The 16,049-nt window shown below is 71.6% G+C and carries 18 protein-coding genes; 8 read left to right on the top strand and 10 right to left on the bottom strand.

Translation table 11 applies throughout. The features are described 5' to 3' along the window. Positions 1–95: 95 nt before the first annotated feature. Both ABZX85_RS24420 and ABZX85_RS24415 read left to right on the top strand, forming a co-directional pair. Positions 96–893: a slipin family protein gene (locus tag ABZX85_RS24420; protein ID WP_355872331.1), complete on the top strand. Its 798-nt coding sequence runs from the start codon at positions 96–98 to the stop codon at positions 891–893. Positions 894–989: 96 nt separating this feature from the next. Beyond that, positions 990–1,400 (top strand): hypothetical protein, encoded by a 411-nt coding sequence (locus tag ABZX85_RS24415; RefSeq protein WP_355872285.1) that lies wholly within the window; start codon positions 990–992, stop codon positions 1,398–1,400. Here ABZX85_RS24415 and ABZX85_RS24410 read toward each other — a convergent pair. Continuing rightward, on the bottom strand, positions 1,397–1,771 hold the full coding sequence (locus tag ABZX85_RS24410) for a cupin domain-containing protein (RefSeq protein WP_355872282.1): 375 nt from the start codon (positions 1,769–1,771) through the stop codon (positions 1,397–1,399). The two genes, ABZX85_RS24415 and ABZX85_RS24410, sit on opposite strands and share 4 nt — an antisense overlap. Before the next feature lie 148 nt (positions 1,772–1,919). Here ABZX85_RS24410 and ABZX85_RS24405 point away from each other — a divergent pair, with 148 nt between their 5' ends. The 3 genes from ABZX85_RS24405 (at position 1,920) to ABZX85_RS24395 (ending at position 3,989) form a co-directional block, all read left to right on the top strand. Then, complete coding sequence (locus ABZX85_RS24405) at positions 1,920–2,366, top strand: helix-turn-helix domain-containing protein (protein ID WP_355872279.1); 447 nt, start codon at positions 1,920–1,922, stop codon at positions 2,364–2,366. A gap of 175 nt (positions 2,367–2,541) precedes the next feature. Continuing rightward, positions 2,542–3,408, top strand: coding sequence for an alpha/beta fold hydrolase (locus ABZX85_RS24400; RefSeq protein ID WP_355872277.1), 867 nt, complete (start codon positions 2,542–2,544; stop codon positions 3,406–3,408). Between the two features lie 131 nt (positions 3,409–3,539). Beyond that, positions 3,540–3,989, top strand: coding sequence for a GNAT family N-acetyltransferase (locus ABZX85_RS24395; RefSeq protein WP_355872328.1), 450 nt, complete (start codon positions 3,540–3,542; stop codon positions 3,987–3,989). Between the two features lies 1 nt (position 3,990). Here the strand turns inward: ABZX85_RS24395 and ABZX85_RS24390 are convergent, their stop codons facing one another. Next, positions 3,991–4,122: a hypothetical protein gene (locus ABZX85_RS24390; protein WP_355872274.1), complete on the bottom strand. Its 132-nt coding sequence runs from the start codon at positions 4,120–4,122 to the stop codon at positions 3,991–3,993. Between the two features lie 109 nt (positions 4,123–4,231). Between ABZX85_RS24390 and ABZX85_RS24385 the strand changes: the two genes are divergently transcribed. Further along, positions 4,232–4,846 (top strand): class I SAM-dependent methyltransferase, encoded by a 615-nt coding sequence (locus ABZX85_RS24385; RefSeq protein ID WP_355872271.1) that lies wholly within the window; start codon positions 4,232–4,234, stop codon positions 4,844–4,846. A 133-nt stretch (positions 4,847–4,979) separates the two neighbouring features. On the opposite strand, the gene ABZX85_RS24380 is transcribed toward ABZX85_RS24385, so the two are convergent. Together ABZX85_RS24380 and ABZX85_RS24375 are read right to left on the bottom strand one after the other, a co-directional pair. Further along, entirely contained in the window at positions 4,980–5,513 is a 534-nt protein-coding gene (locus ABZX85_RS24380; protein ID WP_355872269.1) for a DUF402 domain-containing protein, read from the bottom strand. Beyond that, a complete protein-coding gene (locus tag ABZX85_RS24375) occupies positions 5,494–6,420 on the bottom strand; it encodes a GNAT family N-acetyltransferase (protein WP_355872266.1) in 927 nt (308 codons plus the stop codon). The genes ABZX85_RS24380 and ABZX85_RS24375 overlap by 20 nt, the downstream gene beginning before the upstream one ends. 157 nt (positions 6,421–6,577) lie before the next feature. On the opposite strand from ABZX85_RS24375, the gene ABZX85_RS24370 reads away from it, so the two are divergent. Next, positions 6,578–6,952 (top strand): GntR family transcriptional regulator, encoded by a 375-nt coding sequence (locus ABZX85_RS24370; RefSeq protein ID WP_355872264.1) that lies wholly within the window; start codon positions 6,578–6,580, stop codon positions 6,950–6,952. Positions 6,953–7,459: 507 nt separating this feature from the next. Here the strand turns inward: ABZX85_RS24370 and ABZX85_RS24365 are convergent. The 5 genes from ABZX85_RS24365 to ABZX85_RS24345 all read right to left on the bottom strand — a co-directional run bounded on the left by ABZX85_RS24365 (position 7,460) and on the right by ABZX85_RS24345 (position 13,319). Continuing rightward, a complete protein-coding gene (locus tag ABZX85_RS24365; RefSeq protein WP_355872262.1) occupies positions 7,460–8,557 on the bottom strand; it encodes a DUF5925 domain-containing protein in 1,098 nt (365 codons plus the stop codon). Positions 8,558–8,797: 240 nt separating this feature from the next. Further along, on the bottom strand, positions 8,798–9,598 hold the full coding sequence (locus ABZX85_RS24360; protein ID WP_355872260.1) for a polysaccharide deacetylase family protein: 801 nt from the start codon (positions 9,596–9,598) through the stop codon (positions 8,798–8,800). Continuing rightward, positions 9,595–10,677 carry a glycosyltransferase family 2 protein gene (locus ABZX85_RS24355; RefSeq protein WP_355872258.1) on the bottom strand — a complete coding sequence of 361 codons (1,083 nt, stop codon included), beginning with the start codon at positions 10,675–10,677 and terminating at the stop codon, positions 9,595–9,597. Before ABZX85_RS24355 ends, ABZX85_RS24360 begins: the two co-directional genes overlap by 4 nt. Next, on the bottom strand, positions 10,674–11,558 hold the full coding sequence (locus ABZX85_RS24350) for a glycosyltransferase family 2 protein (protein WP_355872255.1): 885 nt from the start codon (positions 11,556–11,558) through the stop codon (positions 10,674–10,676). The genes ABZX85_RS24355 and ABZX85_RS24350 overlap by 4 nt, the downstream gene beginning before the upstream one ends. A 552-nt stretch (positions 11,559–12,110) precedes the next feature. Next, complete coding sequence (locus tag ABZX85_RS24345; RefSeq protein WP_355872252.1) at positions 12,111–13,319, bottom strand: S8 family peptidase; 1,209 nt, start codon at positions 13,317–13,319, stop codon at positions 12,111–12,113. A 322-nt stretch (positions 13,320–13,641) separates the two neighbouring features. Between ABZX85_RS24345 and ABZX85_RS24340 the strand changes: the two genes are divergently transcribed. After that, entirely contained in the window at positions 13,642–14,439 is a 798-nt protein-coding gene (locus ABZX85_RS24340; protein ID WP_355872250.1) for an SGNH/GDSL hydrolase family protein, read from the top strand. A 7-nt stretch (positions 14,440–14,446) separates the two neighbouring features. Here the strand turns inward: ABZX85_RS24340 and ABZX85_RS24335 are convergent, their stop codons facing one another. Beyond that, the gene (locus ABZX85_RS24335) at positions 14,447–16,024 is read right to left on the bottom strand and encodes a serine/threonine-protein kinase (protein WP_355872247.1); all 1,578 of its coding nucleotides are present in this window, start codon (positions 16,022–16,024) and stop codon (positions 14,447–14,449) included. Between the last annotated feature and the right edge of the window lie 25 nt (positions 16,025–16,049).

Genomic DNA, 16,049 nt, shown 5'->3' with positions numbered 1-16,049 from the left:
ACCGGCGTGCGGGGGCTCCCCCTTGTACGTGGGGCGGGTTACCGTCGAAGGGAGCCCCTGGACGCACGTCTGACGCACGGAGGGCGGTGACCGTCGTGGTCGAGGAACTGGTGGTGGCGGGAGCGGGGCTCCTGACCGCCGGGGTGGTGTACGCGGCTGCCGCCGCGCGGGTCGTCAAACAGTACGAGCGGGGTGTGGTGTTCCGGCTCGGGAAGCTGCGGGCGGATGTGCGGGGGCCGGGGCTGACGATGATCGTCCCCGGGGTGGACAAGCTCCGCAAGGTGAACATGCAGATCGTCACGATGCCGGTGCCCGGGCAGGAGGGGATCACCCGGGACAACGTGACCGTGCGGGTCGACGCGGTCGTCTACTTCAAGGTGACGGCACCCGCCGAGGCGATCGTCCGGGTCGAGGACTACCGGTTCGCGGTGTCGCAGATGGCGCAGACGTCGCTGCGGTCGATCATCGGCAAGAGCGAGCTCGACGATCTGCTGTCCGACCGGGAAAAGCTCAACCAGGGGCTGGAGTTGATGATCGACAGCCCTGCCGTCGAGTGGGGTGTCACCATCGACCGGGTCGAGATCAAGGACGTCTCGCTGCCCGAGACCATGAAGCGGTCCATGGCCCGCCAGGCCGAGGCCGACCGGGAACGCCGGGCCCGGGTCATCAACGCCGACGCGGAGCTCCAGGCGTCCAAGAAACTCGCCGAGGCCGCCCAGGAGATGGCCGACACCCCGGCCGCCCTCCAGCTCCGCCTCCTCCAGACGGTCGTCGCCGTCGCCGCCGAGAAGAACTCCACCCTCGTCCTGCCGTTCCCGGTGGAACTCCTGCGCTTCCTCGAACGAGCCGCACCGCCGGCGCCGCCGGAGCCGCCCCGGGAACGGCCGTCGTAAGGGGCCGGGGTGGTGTGGCGGTGGGGTGGGTTGAGCGGGCTGGGCTGAACGAACGGGGCTGGGTCGGGCGGGAGTTGCTTCATCGACGATCTGGCCGTGTACGCCGACGGGGTCGTCCACTGTGAAGAGCTCACCGAACTCGGCGGGCTGGAGCGGTGGTTGAAGGGCGGGCGCCTCGCCCTCGCCGAGCCCGGGGTGCCGGTGCGTACGCCGCCTGCCGGGCGGGCCTGGCGGTGGGGCGAGCCGCGCACGGTGGAGAGCTTCCTGCTCGAAGTCGCCGACCTGGTGGAGGAGTTGGCTGGGCGGACGACTGCCCGGCAGCGGTGCTCCGAGGCGATCCGGGAGGCGTATCTCCGGATTCTCGCGCACCTCCGGATCTACTGCCTCGGCGACATGGACCGGCCGTTGCGGATTCTCTTCGCCGGGGTGGGGGCATCGGTCGGTGGGTTCGTGGTGACTGCGGGGATATGGGAGGCGGGCGGCGAAGTGGACTCGGGGATCGGCTAGTTGGCCCAGGGGGGTGTGATGAGGGTGCCGTCCGAGAGGTGGGCCGTGAGGCCGATCGAGGTGGTGACCCAGGCGAGGGCGGTGTGGTCGGTGGGGTTGTGGACGGCGAGGGTGGAGCCGGGGCGGACGATCAGGGTGTCGCCGGCGGTGAGTCGGAGGGGTTCGTCGTCGAGGGTGAACACGAGGGTGCCGGTGAGGAGATGGAGGATCTCCTCGTGGGAGACGGTGTGGGCGGGGGCGTCGGTGTGGGGCGGGACCTCGGCCCGCCAGGCGGCGAGCTGTGTGCTGCCGGTCCGAGGGGAGGCGTGGGAGACGAAGCGGGCGCCGTGGAGTTCGTGGGTGAGGGCGTCGGCGTCGCGGATGACGGGCATGGGGCTCCTTCTCGGGTGAACTCGGCGTGAGGTTCGGGGTGAGGCTCGGGGCGGAGAGGGGTGGGCGCACAGGTCGTCAAGTAGCTTGACCTTCTGGAGATATGGTCAAGCTGCTTGACCTTGTCGTCAAGGGTGTTTCAATGCGGGCGTGCACAATTCCGACGCTCTCGCCCTGTCCGCCGCCCTGCTCTCCGCCGCCGCGGGGCTGACGCAGCGCATTCACGAGGGGGTGGTCGCGCGGGGGTTCGAGGGGCTGCGGCCCGCTCACGGGTTCGCGTTCGCGCGGCTCGCGCCCGACGGGGCGAGCGTGGGGCAGCTGGCGGCGCATCTGGGGGTGACCAAGCAGGCGGCCAGTCAGATGGTGGAGGAGCTGGTGCGGAAGGGGTACGTGGAGCGGCGGGAGTGCGCGGGGGACGCGCGGGTGCGGATGGTGGTGCTGAGCGAGCTCGGGTGGGAGTGCGCGCGGGCCGCGGAGGAGGCGGCGGCGGAGGTCGTGCGGGAGTGGGAAGTCGTTCTGGGGGAGGGGGAGTTGAGGGGGCTGCGGGAGGGGTTGGGGCGGGTTGCGCCGTACGGGCCCGTGCGACCGGTTTGGTGACGCACTATCAGAGATGCCTACGGTGTTGGAGTGACTCCCTGAGTTTTTACCGACGCGTAACTTCCCAGACTGGCTACTCGCCCGTAACTTGAAGAACGAACAGCATCCTCGTGATCCGGATCACAGGGCTTAGTGCCGTTGCACCTCCCCCCTTGAGCCGCAAGGAGATCACTCGATGCTGCACTGGAGACGTTTGTTCAGACCCCTGACGGCCCTGTTGCTGGCGGCTGCCGCCGTGAGCGTTCCCGCGTCCGCCGCGACAGCCGAGTCCTCGTCCAGCGTCAGCAGCGGCTGGAATGATTACTCGTGCAAGCCGTCGGCCGCGCACCCCCGCCCGATCGTCCTCGTCCACGGCACCCTCGCCAACTCCGTGGACAACTGGCTCGGTCTCGCCCCCTACCTCCAGACCCGCGGGTACTGCGTCTTCGCCCTGGACTACGGCCAGTTGGACGGCGTACCCCTGATCTACGGGCTCGGCCCGATCGACAAGTCGGCGGAGCAGCTCTCGGCGTACGTCGACAAGGTGCTCGCCGCGACCGGCGCCGCGAAGGTGGACCTCGTCGGACACTCCCAGGGCGGGATGATGCCCCGCTACTACCTCAAGTTCCTCGGTGGCGCGGCGAAGGTGAACCAGCTCGTCGCGATCTCCCCCAGCAACCGGGGGACGACCCTCAGCGGCCTCACCAACCTGCTCCCCTACTTCCCCGGCGCCCGCGAGTGGCTCAACCTCAACACCCCCGCGCTCGCCCAGCAGATCATCGGCTCCGACTTCCTGACGAAGCTCAACGCCGGCGGTGACACGGTCCCCGGCGTCAGGTACACCGTCATCGCCACGAAGTACGACGAGGTCGTCACCCCCTACCAGTCCCAGTTCCTGACCGGCGACAACGTCAAGAACATCCTCATCCAGGACCTCTGCCCCCTCGACCTCTCCGAGCACGCCCTCATCGGCCTCACCGACCGCATCGCGTTCCACGAGGTCGCCAACGCCCTCGACCCGTCCCGGGCCAGGCCGACGACCTGCGCGTCGGTCTTCAGCTGACCTGAACCGTCCCCTAGGGGGCCTGCCCGGAGGTGCTTCATACCCGGGGCGGGCCCCTGAGGGTTTCCCGGGGGCGGTACGGCGCTCGTACCCTCCCCGGTATGACACCCGGAGGTATGACGCACCCAGGTATGACACCCGGCGAGATCCGGCTGGCCGTCGCCGCCGACGTACCGGCCGTGCGGGCCGTGACCGACGCCGCGTACCACCCGTACATCGCACGTATCGGGGTCGTACCCCAGCCCATGGAGGCGGACCACGCGGCGGACGTGCGGGCCGGGCGGGTGTTCGTCACCGGGGAGCCCGTCGTCGGGGTCGTAGTACTCCAGGCGTACGAGGACCATCTGTTCCTCGACAGCGTCGCGGTGTGTCCCGACGCCCACGGGCAGGGCGTCGGCGGGCGGCTGCTGCGGTTCGTGGACGCACACGCGCGTGCGCTGGGGCTCGGGGAGGTCCGGCTCTACACCAACGCGATGATGTGGGAGAACCAGGAGATCTACCCGAGGTACGGGTACGAGGTCGTCGAGCGGCGCGTGGACGGGGTCTACGACCGGCTGCACTACCGCAAGCGGCTCGTGTGAGTCATGTCTCCGGCCACCACGTGCGGGCGATGTCCTTGCGGATCTCGGGGCGCGTGGCGGGGGTGGGGTCGGGGGTCTCGCGGGAGCGCGGGGACTGCTTCTTCAGGGGCTTCTGCAAGGTCGTACGGCGCATGGGGCCTCCTTCAGGGGCCGCCGGGGTCCGTGGTGCACGGGGCGGGCCCTTTGGGGGAGGGTGACTCATCGGAGGCCGATTGTCAGTGGTGGGTGTCACTCTGGGGGGCATGAGCGAACGACGGGGTGGCGCGGTGGCGGGCGGGGTCGACTGGGATCTCGCCGCGGGGTCCTTCGACGAGGAGGCGGACCACGGCCTGCGCGATCCGGTCGTGCGGGGGGCCTGGGGCGAGCGGATGGACGGGTGGCTGCCGTCCGCGCCGTCCGACGTCCTCGACCTCGGCTGCGGCACCGGCAGCCTGTCCCTCCTCGCCGCCGAGCGGGGACACCGGGTCACCGGGGTCGACGGCTCCCCGGCCATGCTCGCCCTCGCCCGCGCCAAGCTCTCCGGGTACGACGCCGGGTTCCTGCTCGGCGACGCCCAGGCGCCCCCGGTGGGGGAGGCGCGGTTCGACGTCGTCCTCGTACGGCACGTCCTGTGGGCGCTGCCCGATCCCGCGCGGGCGCTGCGGAACTGGCGGGGGCTGCTGCGGGCCGGCGGGCGGATGGTGCTGGTCGAGGGCGTGTGGGGGGCGGTCACGCCGGTGGGGATTCCGGCGGAGCGGGTGGTGGAGCTGGCGGAGGGGGCTGGGGGGAGTGCGCGGGTGGAGCGGCTGGACGGGGACGAGAGGTTGTGGGGTGGGGCTGTGGGGGATGTGCGGTATGTGGTGGTGGTCGGGGTGTGAGGGGGGCGGTGGGGTGGGGCGGTTGTGCGGTGGTGGGGTGGCTTCCGGCGGCTTGTGGTTTCGGAGGCGAGGGCGGTGCGGCAGGTCGGCCGGTGGCAGGGGAGGGCGTTCGTCCGTCGCCCTTTGTGCCCCCTTACGTCAGCAACCCCTCCAGCCCGCCCTCCGTCCCGGCCAGTTCCTCCAGCTCGTCCAGCGCGCGGGTCGCCGCCTCCGCCGCCTCGGGGTCCCGCTGCCGCAGGCCGCTCGCCTCGAACTCGTCCTCGTCGAGGCGGAGTACGGCCGAGCCGTCGGCGGAGCGCCACAGGTCCAGGTCGAGGTCCTCCACGGTGAGGTCGGTGCCGGTGCGGACGGCGGGGCGGGTGATGTCGCAGTACCAGCCCTTGAGGGTGCCGTCGGCGGCGCGGACCTCCTTGATCGCGTACCAGCGGTCACGCCAGTAGTGCTCGGTGAAGACGTCACCGGCTTCGAAGCGGACGAAGCCGAAGTCACGGACACCGGCACCGGCCCAGGGCGCGCGGACGGTGACGCGGGTGCCGTCGTCGGCGAGGAGATCGGCGGGGTAGCGGATCTTCGTCCGGCCTCCCTTCAGCAGCACGACGGTCAGGGAGGAGGGGGCGGTGGACCCGGTGCCGTCGGACGGGGCGCCGTCAGACGAGGTCGCGGACATGGCGTACCTCCGTCCCGCAGATCTCGTACCCGAAGGACTTGTTGATCGCGAGCATCGGCCCGTTGTCCGTGTCGTTGCCGGTGAAGGCGACCGTGCAGCCGGCCGCGCGGGCGCGGTGCAGGGAGGCGGTCTTGGCGAGTTTCGCGAGGCCCTTGCCGCGGTGGGCGCGGGCCGTGCCGGTCATGGCGGTGTGGTAGCGGCCGGCGCCGTCCGTGTGGGCGACGCTGAACGCGGCGGGGCGGCCGTCGACGACGGCGACGACGGTGAGGTCCCGGTCGAGGTGGGGGTGGTGCCAGTTCTCGGCCAGCCATGCCTCGTAGTCCGTGAACTCGGCGCCCACGTCGCTCGGTTCGTCGGACGTCACCTCGGCGTCGAGGAGGAACAGGGGGCGCGGATCGGCGGCGTAGTCGGCGGCCGTGCGCAGGTCGACGCCCTCGGGGAGGGGGAGTGGTGCGAGGGCGGCGGTCGTCAGGTCCAGGCGCAGGAAGTGGGCCGAGCGGCTGGGGCGGTAGCCGGCGTGTTCCGCGTACGCGCGGTTGCGGGGCTCGTCGAGGACCCAGGCGTAGAGGTGGGTCGCGCCGAGGTCCGTCAGGTGCCGCTCCGCCGTCTCCCGGAGCGCCGTGCCGACGCCGCGGTGCTCGTACGCCGGGTCCACGTACACGTTCAGGTAGCCCTTGCCGGGCTCCGGGGCGTCGTGCGCCAGGCCGACCTGGGCCGTCCCCACGATCACGCCGTCCAGCTCGGCGACCAGCTTGCGGGCGTGGGCGTCCGGGTGGGTGTGGGTGATGTCGTGGGCGACCGAGGCAGGGGTGAACAGGAAGTACGGGAGGGCGGCGTGGCGGACCCGGCAGAAGCCTTCGGGGTCGGCGGGCACGTCGAGGCGGAGATCTCGCACGGTGATGGTCATATGCGCGCAGGTTAGGCCGGGGTTCGCGGGGGGTGCCTCCCATTTTCCGGCGGGGCTCCCGACGGGCTCCCGACGGGGTTCCCGGTGGGTGGTTCCGCAGGGTTCTCCCGGTGGCGTTTCCCGGCCGGGGGAATCGCGGGTGCGGAAGAATCGGGGGGTGACCTTGACGATCGACATCATCGAGGGCGTCGCGCCCTACGAGCAGGTACGTACGCAGATCTCCGAGCAGGCGCGGACGGGGGTGCTGCCCGTCGGCTACCGGCTCCCCACGGTCCGCGCCCTCGCCGAGTCCCTCGGGCTCGCCGCCAACACCGTCGCCAAGGCGTATCGCGCGCTGGAGTCCGACGGGGTGATCGAGACGCGCGGGCGCAACGGCACGTACGTCGCCGCGGCCGGCGCCGCCGCCGAACGCGAACTCGCCGCGGCGGCCCAGGCGTACGTCGAGCGGGCCCGGCGGCTGGGGTTCGGCGAGGCGGAGGCGGTGGGGGCCGTGGGGGATGCGGCGCGGGCGGCGTTCGGGGAGCGGGGCTGAGGGGGTTCGGCACTGCCGGGGGGCGGGGAGGGGCTGAGCGCCGTTGCGGCGGGTGAGGAGGGCCGGTGGGGAAGGGGGGCCGGTGGGTGGAGGGGCCGGCTGAGGAGGGAGGGCTGGCTGGTGAGGAGGGCCAGTTGACGGAAGGGCCTGGTGGGAGGGGCGTTGCCGGCAAGCAGGTCCGGCGGGAGGGAGGCGCTGCCAGTAAGCAGGCCCGATGGGAGGGAGGTGCTGGCGGGCAAGCAGGCTCGGCAAGGGGGAGTCGGTCGGCAGGTAGGGGTGGGGTGAGCCGAGGTGGGGGCGGTGGCTCGTGGGCGGGGGGCCGTTTCCCGTGGAGGGGCCCCGCCTCCACAGGGAAAGGCTCGCCTCCGGTCCGTCTCCTGCCAGTACAGGCCCGCCTCCTCGTCCGTCTCCTGCCAGTCAGCCCCGCCTTCCGGTCCGCCTCCTGTCAGTGCAGCTCCGCCTCCTAGTCCCCCTCCTGCAAGTGCAGCCCGCCTCCCCATCCCCCTCCTACAAGTACAGCCCCGCCTCCCTGTCCCCCCTCGGTTCCGGGACTGTTGTCGGGGAGATGCCTCGGCGTAGGGCGTACAGCTCGGCCAGGGTGGCGCCCTCGCGGGGGATGTCTTCGTCCGTGCCGAGCCAGGAGATGGCTTCGGGGCGGGTCAGGGGGCCGACCTCGATGCGGGCGAGGCAGCGGCCGGGGCGGACGACCGCGGGGTGGAGGCGTTCGAGGTCCTCGTTCGTGGTGACGCCGACCAGGACGTTGCGGCCCTGGCCGAGGAGGCCGTCCGTGAGGTTGAGGAGGCGGGAGAGGGCCTGGCCGGCCGTGTGCTTCGCCTCGCCGCGGATCAGTTCGTCGCAGTCCTCCAGGAGGAGCAGCCGCCAGCGGGACTTGCCCGTGGCGTCGTCCTCGCCGATCGCGATGTCCATGAGGTAGCCGACGTCGGTGAAGAGGCGCTCGGGGTCCAGGACGCAGTCCACCTGGCACCAGTCCCGCCACGCGCGCGCCAGCGTCCGCAGCGCGGAGGTCTTGCCGGTGCCGGGCGGCCCGTGCAGCAGGAGGAGCCGGCCCGCGATGTCCTCCGGGGTGGTCCCCATGAGGCTGTCCATCGCCTCGGCCACCGGCGCCGTGTAGTTGGCGCGGACCTCCTCCCACGTACCTGCGGAGATCTGCCGGGTCGTGCGGTGCGGCCCCCGGCGCGGGGAGACGTACCAGAAGCCCATCGTCACGTTCTCCGGCTGGGGTTCGGGCTCGTCCGCCGCGCCGTCCGTCGCCTCTTGGACGATCTTCTCGGCGAGTTCGGCGGAGGTCGCCGTGACCGTGACGTCCGCGCCGCGGTTCCAGCGGGAGACCAGCAGCGTCCAGCCGTCGCCCTCGGCGAGCGTCGCGCTGCGGTCGTCGTCCCGGGCGATGCGCAGGACCTTCGCGTCCGGCGGGAGGAGCGTCGCGCCCGCCCTCACCCGGTCGATGTTCACCGCGTGCGAGAACGGCTGCTCACCCGTCGCGAACCGGCCGAGGAACAGCACGTCCACGACATCGGACGGCGAGTCGGAGTCGTCGACGGTGACCCGGATCGGTACGGCGTCGTGCGGAGGCTGGGCAGACATGCCGCCATGATCCGGCACCCGGCCGCCGTACGCACCCGGTTTCCGTGCGGTGCGTGGAGCGTCGGCCACGGGGCGTACATCCGGGGTACGGCATACCGGAGTACTACGGGTACGAGGCCCCGGCCACGACAGGCCCGAGGGCGCCACGGGTACGTCGTACCCGAGTACTACGGGTACGACCCCGTACAACCCGTACGACCCGTACGACGGCCCCCTCGCCGCCCTACGGGCTCCCCGGGCTCAGATCAGCGCGTCCGCCGCCCGTCTCCCCGCTCGGCGGGTCCGGCGGATCAGGGCGTACCCCTTGGTCAGGGTGCGGTCCTTGGCGAAGGCGCGGGTGAGGGCGTGGCCGTCGAGGAGGTCGGCGAAGGCGGCGGTCGTGGTGGAGCGCCGGACCGTCACCCGGCGCAGCGCGTACGGCCCCTGGGCGCGCCGGGCCAGGGAGTTGCCGACCGCGAGGGCCTGCGCGAAGCCGTTCTCGCGGACGGCGGCGCGGACCCGGCGGCTGGAGTAGCCGTACGGGTAGGCGAACGAGACGGGCAGGGCCCCGAGTTCGTCCGCGACCAGGTCCCGGCAGCGGGCCAGCTCAGCGTGCAGCGCCCGGTCGTCGAGCTGGTCGAGCTGGGGGTGGGAGTGGCTGTGGCCCCCGATCTCCACGTCCGCGTCCGCGAGCCGGCGTACCTGGGGCCAGTCGAGCATCGTGTCGAGGGCGCCGCCGGTGTCGTGGGCGCCCCTGATCCAGCCCGTCGAGACGAACAGCGTCGCGGGGAAGCCGAGCCGGGACAGGACGGGGAGGGCGTGGCGGTGCACGCCCTCGTAGCCGTCGTCGAAGGTGATGAGGACCGGCCGCGCAGGCAAGGGGCGGCCCGCTCGCCAGCGTGCCGCGAGCGCGGCCGTGGTGAGCGGGGTCAGCCCCTTCGCCGCGATCAGCTCCATCTGCTCGGCGAACGCCTCCGGCGACACCGACAACTCCCGTGTCGCGTCGTTCGGTTCGGCCGCGACCGCGTGGTACATCAGGATCGGCACGCGGACGTCGGTCATGCGGCACCCTCCCCGGGACGGGCCCGCTCCGGACCAACTGCCCGGGCACCAGGGCCCCGTGAGGCGTCCAGCGCCTCAACCGCCTCCCCGGCGACCGCCGTTGCCGCGTCGATCGGGACCACCGCGAACGTCGTGCCGTTGCGCCGCGCCCGCACCGTCCCCACGACGTACCCGCCCGCCGCCGTCAGGACCCCGGCGACGATCGCGCCCGCGCGCCGGCCCCCGCCCGGACGGGCCCGCAGCACGTCGCCCAGGCCCCGGGCGATCCCGGCGGGCAACACCCGTGTGGTGTAACGGCGTTCGGACTCCAGGCCCTTGCCGGTGCCGACGCTGCGGGCGACCAGGGCCTTGGAGAGGCCCTCGGCGTAGGTGCGGGTGCGGAAGTAGGCGAAGTGCTCGCGGGCCCGGGGGACCTTGTGGTGGATGACGGCTCTGTCGTCGACCAGGAGGATCGCGTCGGGTCTCTCGCGGCCGAGCCGGATGCACAGTTCGGTCTCCTCGCCGCCCATCGGCCGCTTGTCGCCGTCCCGCCCGATCCCGCTGGCGAACCCGCCGACGAGGTCGAACGCGCTGCGCCGGAAGGAGGCGTTGCCGCCGAGGATGTTGCGCACCCGGACCCGGCCCGGCGGCAGCCCCCGGTAGGAGCAGCCCACCACCCAGTCGAACTCCTCCGGGAACCAGACGGGCCGCCGCCCGGACGACCACACCGGCTCGCACCGCCCCCCGACGGCGAGCACCCGGGGATCGCTGTACGGGTCGGCGAACCGGCGCAGCCAGTCCCGCTCGGCCACGGCGTCGTCGTCGAGGAACGCGATGATCTCCCCGCTCGACGCGGCGATCCCGGTGTTGCGCCCGGCCGACAGCCCGCGCGGACCGGCGTTGGGGAGAACCCGTACCTCCGGGGTCTCCTTGTACTCCAGAGCCAGCCGGTCCAGGAGCACCGGGTTGTGGTCGACGACCAGCAGCACCTCCCGCGCCGGCCGGCTCTGCGCCCGCACCGAGGCGACCGCCGCGAGGACGTCGTCCCAGCGGTCCTCGGTGTAGACGCAGATCACCACCGAGATGTCGAGCGGTGTCACGAGAGCTCACCCCGGGCCGCGTCGAGCCCCCGCCCCCCGGCGAGTTCCCTGGCCCCGGCCAGCTCCCGCGCCCCGTCCAGCAGCGGCGACCGCCGTGCGCGGCGGCGCAGCGCGCGCCGGTTGGAGCGCTCCCTGAGGATGACCCGTAGGACCCGTAGACCGTCCCGGACGGCCCGCAGGTTGGAGACGCCGTGGATGCGCAGGTACTCGTGGCTCGGTATCTCCTGCACCTTCAGCCCCGCCTTGACGACCCTGATGTTGATCAGGGTCTCGATCTCGAAGCCCGTGCAGTCGAGGTCGATCTTGTCGAGGCAGTGCCGCCAGAACGCGTTGTAGCCGTAGCAGAGATCGGTGTAGCGGGCGCCGAACTTGCGGTTGACGACGGCGCACAGCACCCGGTTGCCGAGCCACCGGATGAAGGTCATGTCGTCCGTGCCGCCGCCGTTGGCGAAGCGTGAGCCCTTGGCGAAGTCGGCGCCGGAGACCAGCGCGGAGACGTAGGAGACGATCTCGTTGCCGTCGGCCGAGCCGTCCGCGTCGACCATCACGATGATGTCGCCGGTGCACGCCTCGAACCCGGTGATCAGGGCGTCGCCCTTGCCGCGCCCCTGCTGCGCGACGACCTTGACGCCGGGCCACAGTTCACGGGCGACCCGGACGGTCGCGTCGGTGGAGTTGCCGTCGACCAGGACCACCTCGTGAATCCAGTCGGGCAGGGTCTTGAAGACGTACGGAAGGTTCTCCGCCTCGTTCATGGCGGGGATCACCACGCTGACCGGCGGTGTGATCGCCAGATGCGAGGAGATCGGGCGGTACGCGGCGGCGGTCTGGTCCGCTGGGCGGTCCTCGGCCGTGCTCGCCGGTTGCAGAACGGAACTCATGACTTCGGTCCCTCTCGTCCGGCGGGCCGCCCGCCCCTGGGCGGCCCGGCTGTAAGTCCGGTTCGAAAGGGGGGTTTCTCGCCCGGAGCGGCCAGGGCTCGGCGCACGCGACGTGAGCGCGTCACGTCCGCCGACCCGGGTACGCCGGGTGATGGCAAAGCTGACCGGCCGCCGGAAATGACGGCGGCCGACCGCGCGGCACGGCCCGGTCACCTGTTCGGTCACCGAGCTCGGCACCCCCCTACCGCGCCCCGCACCGGGCTGCGTCGCGGTCCCTGAGCCCTCCCCTGGAGCCGCTTGCGGACGGTCCGATGCGAGTGAGATGTACGACGGTATTGATGAATGAGCCCGTATGGCAAGACCTGAAGCGAGGGCTCACTTTTTTGTTCGTTTGACCGTTACACATCGTCTCGTCCGTCTGCGGTTCCCGAATCGCCCCGGAGAAATCCCTGAATCCGGCCCCTGACATGGGAGTTCCCCGGAGGCTGTGGGGCGCCTCCGGGGAACAGGTAAATCACCAGTGATGTACGGGTATTACGGGATCTACGGGTATTACGGGACCAGCTTCAGCAGCCGGTTCGGCGAGCCGGTACCGGGGCTGGTGACCACGTTCGTGGTCGAGCCCGACACGAGTGCCGTGGCGACCTGCGCCGGGGTGGCCGACGTGTGGCTCGCGAGGTAGACGGCCGCCGCGCCCGCGACGTGCGGTGTCGCCATGGACGTACCCGAGATGGTGTTCGTGGCCGTGTCGCTGGTGTACCAGCCGGCCGTGATGGAGGACCCCGGGGCGAAGATGTCCAGCACCGAGCCGTAGTTGGAGTAGCTGGCGCGGGCGTCGGTGCTGGTGGTGGCGCCGACCGTGATCGCCTCGGTGACCCGGGCCGGGGAGTACGACGAGGCGTTCGCGTTGCTGTTCCCGGCCGCGATCGCGTAAGTGACGCCGCTGGCTATGGAGTTGCGCACCGCGGTGTCCAGCGAGGTGGACGCGCCGCCGCCGAGCGAGAGGTTGGCGACCGAGGGGCCGGAGTGGTTCGCCGTCACCCAGTCGACGCCCGCGATGACGCCGGCCGTGGTGCCGCCGCCGCTGTTGTCGAGCACCCGGACGGCCACGATCTTCGCCTTCTTGGCGACGCCGTACGTCGAGCCTGCGATCGTCGTCGCGACGTGCGTGCCGTGGCCGTTGCCGTCGGCGGCGGTGGTGTCGCCGTCGACCGCGTCGTAGCCGTACGAGGCACGGCCGCTGATCTGGGCGTGCGTGATGCGGACGCCGGTGTCGATGACGTACGCCGTGACGCCGCTGCCCGCGGAGTCGGGGTAGGTGTACGTGCCGGACAGCGGCAGCGCGGCCTGGTCGATGCGGTCCAGGCCCCAGGGGGCGCTGGACTGGGTGGTGTCGGCCAGCTTGACGGTCTGGTTCTGCTCCACGGCGGCGACCGACGGGTCGGCGGCGAGTCTGCGGGCCTCCTTCGCGGAGAGGGTCGCCGTGTAGCCGTTGAGCGCGGCGCCGAAGGTCTTGTCGACCTTGCCGCCGTACTCCTTGATGAGGTCCTTGCCCGTCGCCGAGGCCGACTTGAAGCCCGCCTGCGACTTGAGGGTGACGATGTAGCTGTCCTTGACGGCGGTGGGGGAGCCGGCCGCGATGACCTTGCCCTCGGCCGGGGCGGCCTGGGCGGGGAGCGCGGTGAGCCCGCCGACGAGGGCGGCGGCCACGACGGTGGCGGCGGCGGTCAACCGGACCTGGTTCTTACGCAGTTGTGCCATTACGAGGGATTCCTCCTCTAGGCGGCGCCGCTCCATGGGTGGGGGGAGGGCGTCTGTGGGGGATGCGTGCGAGGTCGCACGCACACGGCCGCTGAACGTCGCGTTCCGTTCGCGGCTGAGGTAAAGCCTCCGCCATCTACGTGCGTAGAACAAGGCGGTTGAGGGGTTGTCAACAAACTTGACATGTGCACGAAATCAAGTGTGCGGAAAACGGCGGAAACCGGTCCCGTTACGCCATCAAAAGTCTTGGCATGAACACTTCCCGTCAACACGCGTAGTTGCTACGACAGTTGTGGCAGACATGCTGCTAAAGGGAGGTTCCATGAGACGTTCCCGATTTGCCGTATTCGTCAGCGCGACCCTTCTCGCTCTCGGTGGCGCCCTCACCTCCGGCGCCGGTTCCGCCCAGGCCGCCACGGGCGGCTACGTCGCCCTCGGCGACTCCTACTCCTCCGGCGTCGGCTCGGGCAGCTACATCAGCTCCAGCGGCGACTGCAAGCGCAGCACGAAGGCGTACCCCTACCTCTGGAACGCCGCCAACTCGCCGTCCTCGTTCACCTTCGCCGCCTGCTCGGGCGCCGTCACCAGCGACGTCCTCGCCAACCAGCTCAGCGGGCTCAACTCCGCGACCGGACTGGTCTCCATCAGCATCGGCGGCAACGACGCGGGCTTCGTCGACGTCATGTCGACGTGCGTGCTCGGCAGCGACAGCACCTGCCTGAACCGCATCAACACCGCCAAGTCCTTCGTCGACTCCACGCTCCCCGGCCGGCTCGACAGCGTGTACAGCGCGATCAGCTCCAAAGCCCCCAACGCCCATGTGGTCGTGCTCGGTTACCCGCGCTTCTACAAGCTCGGCACGACCTGCCTCGGCCTCTCCGAGGCCAAGCGCTCCGCGATCAACGGCGCCGCCGACTACATCGACGCCGCGATCGCCAAGCGCGCCGCCGACCACGGCTTCGCCTTCGGTGACGTCCGCACCACGTTCACCGGGCACGAGATCTGCTCCAGCAACTCCTGGCTGCACAGCCTCGAACTGCTGAACCTGAGCGAGTCGTACCACCCGACGGCGGCCGGGCAGTCCGGCGGCTATCTGCCGGTGCTCAACGCCAACGACTGACGGACCGTCAGTACGATTCGGAAGGCGAGGGGGAGGCTCCGCCCGACGGGGTCTCCGTCTCGCAAGTGACCGAGAACGGCACCGAGTTCGACTTCGCGTTCGCGGGCCTGCGCACCTCCACCCACAGCTCGCTCTCGAACGTCCCGCTCCCCTCGCCCGTCGTCAGGAACACCCGCGCCTGCTGCGAACGGCCCCCTCCGTCGGCGAACTCCAGCGTCCGCCAGCCCGAGTCGACGGCCTGCCCGTCCTTCGACACCCACCGGTACGACACCGTCGCGGGCACCCGGCCGACGGTGAACGTCGCCGTGAACGCGGGCGCATCGGACTTCTTCGGCGGACAGCTCCCCGAGTAGTCCGTCCCCTCACCCGTCACGCTCACCGCCACCGACTGGGGCGGCGTCGAGGTCTGCGACGACTTCTCCGGCGTGGGCGTCGGCGAGGGGGACGGCGTCTCGCTCCGGCCGGCCGGCGGCGGACTCACCCCCTGCGACTGGCTGTTCGTCTGCTCACCGCCGCCCGCCGTGTCGTCGCTCCGGTTGTTCAGCAGCGCGTACGTCAGCCCGCCGATCGCCAGCGCGATCGCCAGCACCCCCGCGATCAGCACGGCCGTCGCCCGCCGGTTGCCGCCGGCCGGCTCCGGCTGGTTGCGCACCAACGGCTCGGTGGCGGGCTGCGGTTGATAGGAGGGCTGCTGGTACGTGGGCGGCGGCGGGGGCGGCGGGACGATCGTCGGGGTGTACGGCACCGTACGCGCCGTACCGCCCGCCGCGACGACTCTCAGGTCCCGCTCCGCGAGGTCGGCGGTGAGCCGGCCGGCGGGGTCCTTGCGCAGGAGGCCCTCGATGACCGGGGCGAGCGGGCCGGCCCGGCGCGGGGGCGGCAACTCCTCGTCCACGATGGCCCGCAGCGTGCTCAGCGGGGTGTCCTGGCGGAACGGGGAGTAGCCCTCGACGGTGGCGTACAGCAGGACGCCCAGCGACCACAGGTCCGACTCCGGGCCCGGGGTGCGGCCCAACGCCCGCTCCGGGGACAGGAATTCGGGCGAGCCGATGACCTCGCCCGTCATCGTGATGGCCGAACTGCCCTCCACGGACGCGATACCGAAGTCGGTGAGGACGACGCGGTCGTCGTTCGACAGCAGGACGTTCGCCGGTTTCACGTCCCGGTGCAGCACCCCCGCGTCGTGCGCCGCCTTCAGCGCCGACAGCACCTCGGCACCGATGTACGCGGCCCGCGCGGGCGGCAACGGGCCCTCGGCGTCCAGGAGTTCGGCGAGGGAGATGCCGCGCACCAGCTCCATCACGATCCACGGGCGGCCGTCCTGCGTGGCGACGTCGTACACCGTCACGACGTTGCGGTTCGCGACCCGTGCCGCCGCCCACGCCTCACGCTCCAGGCGCGCGTACATCCGTTCGACCTCGGGTGTGGACAGCCCGGCGGGCGCCCGCACCTCCTTGACGGCCACCTCGCGGTGCAGGACCTCGTCCCGCGCCCGCCACACCGTGCCCATCCCGCCCTGACCGAGCGGGGTGAGCAGTCGGTAGCGGCCCGCGATCAGCCGCTCGCCACCGGGTTCCTCCGACATCGAGCCCCCTCATCGCACCCTCGCG

Source organism: Streptomyces sp. NPDC004539, assembly GCF_040610055.1.
Classification (GTDB): domain Bacteria; phylum Actinomycetota; class Actinomycetes; order Streptomycetales; family Streptomycetaceae; genus Streptomyces.
The sequence above is the reverse complement of the archived record's forward strand: the minus strand, read 5'-3'. Positions and strand labels throughout refer to the sequence as shown.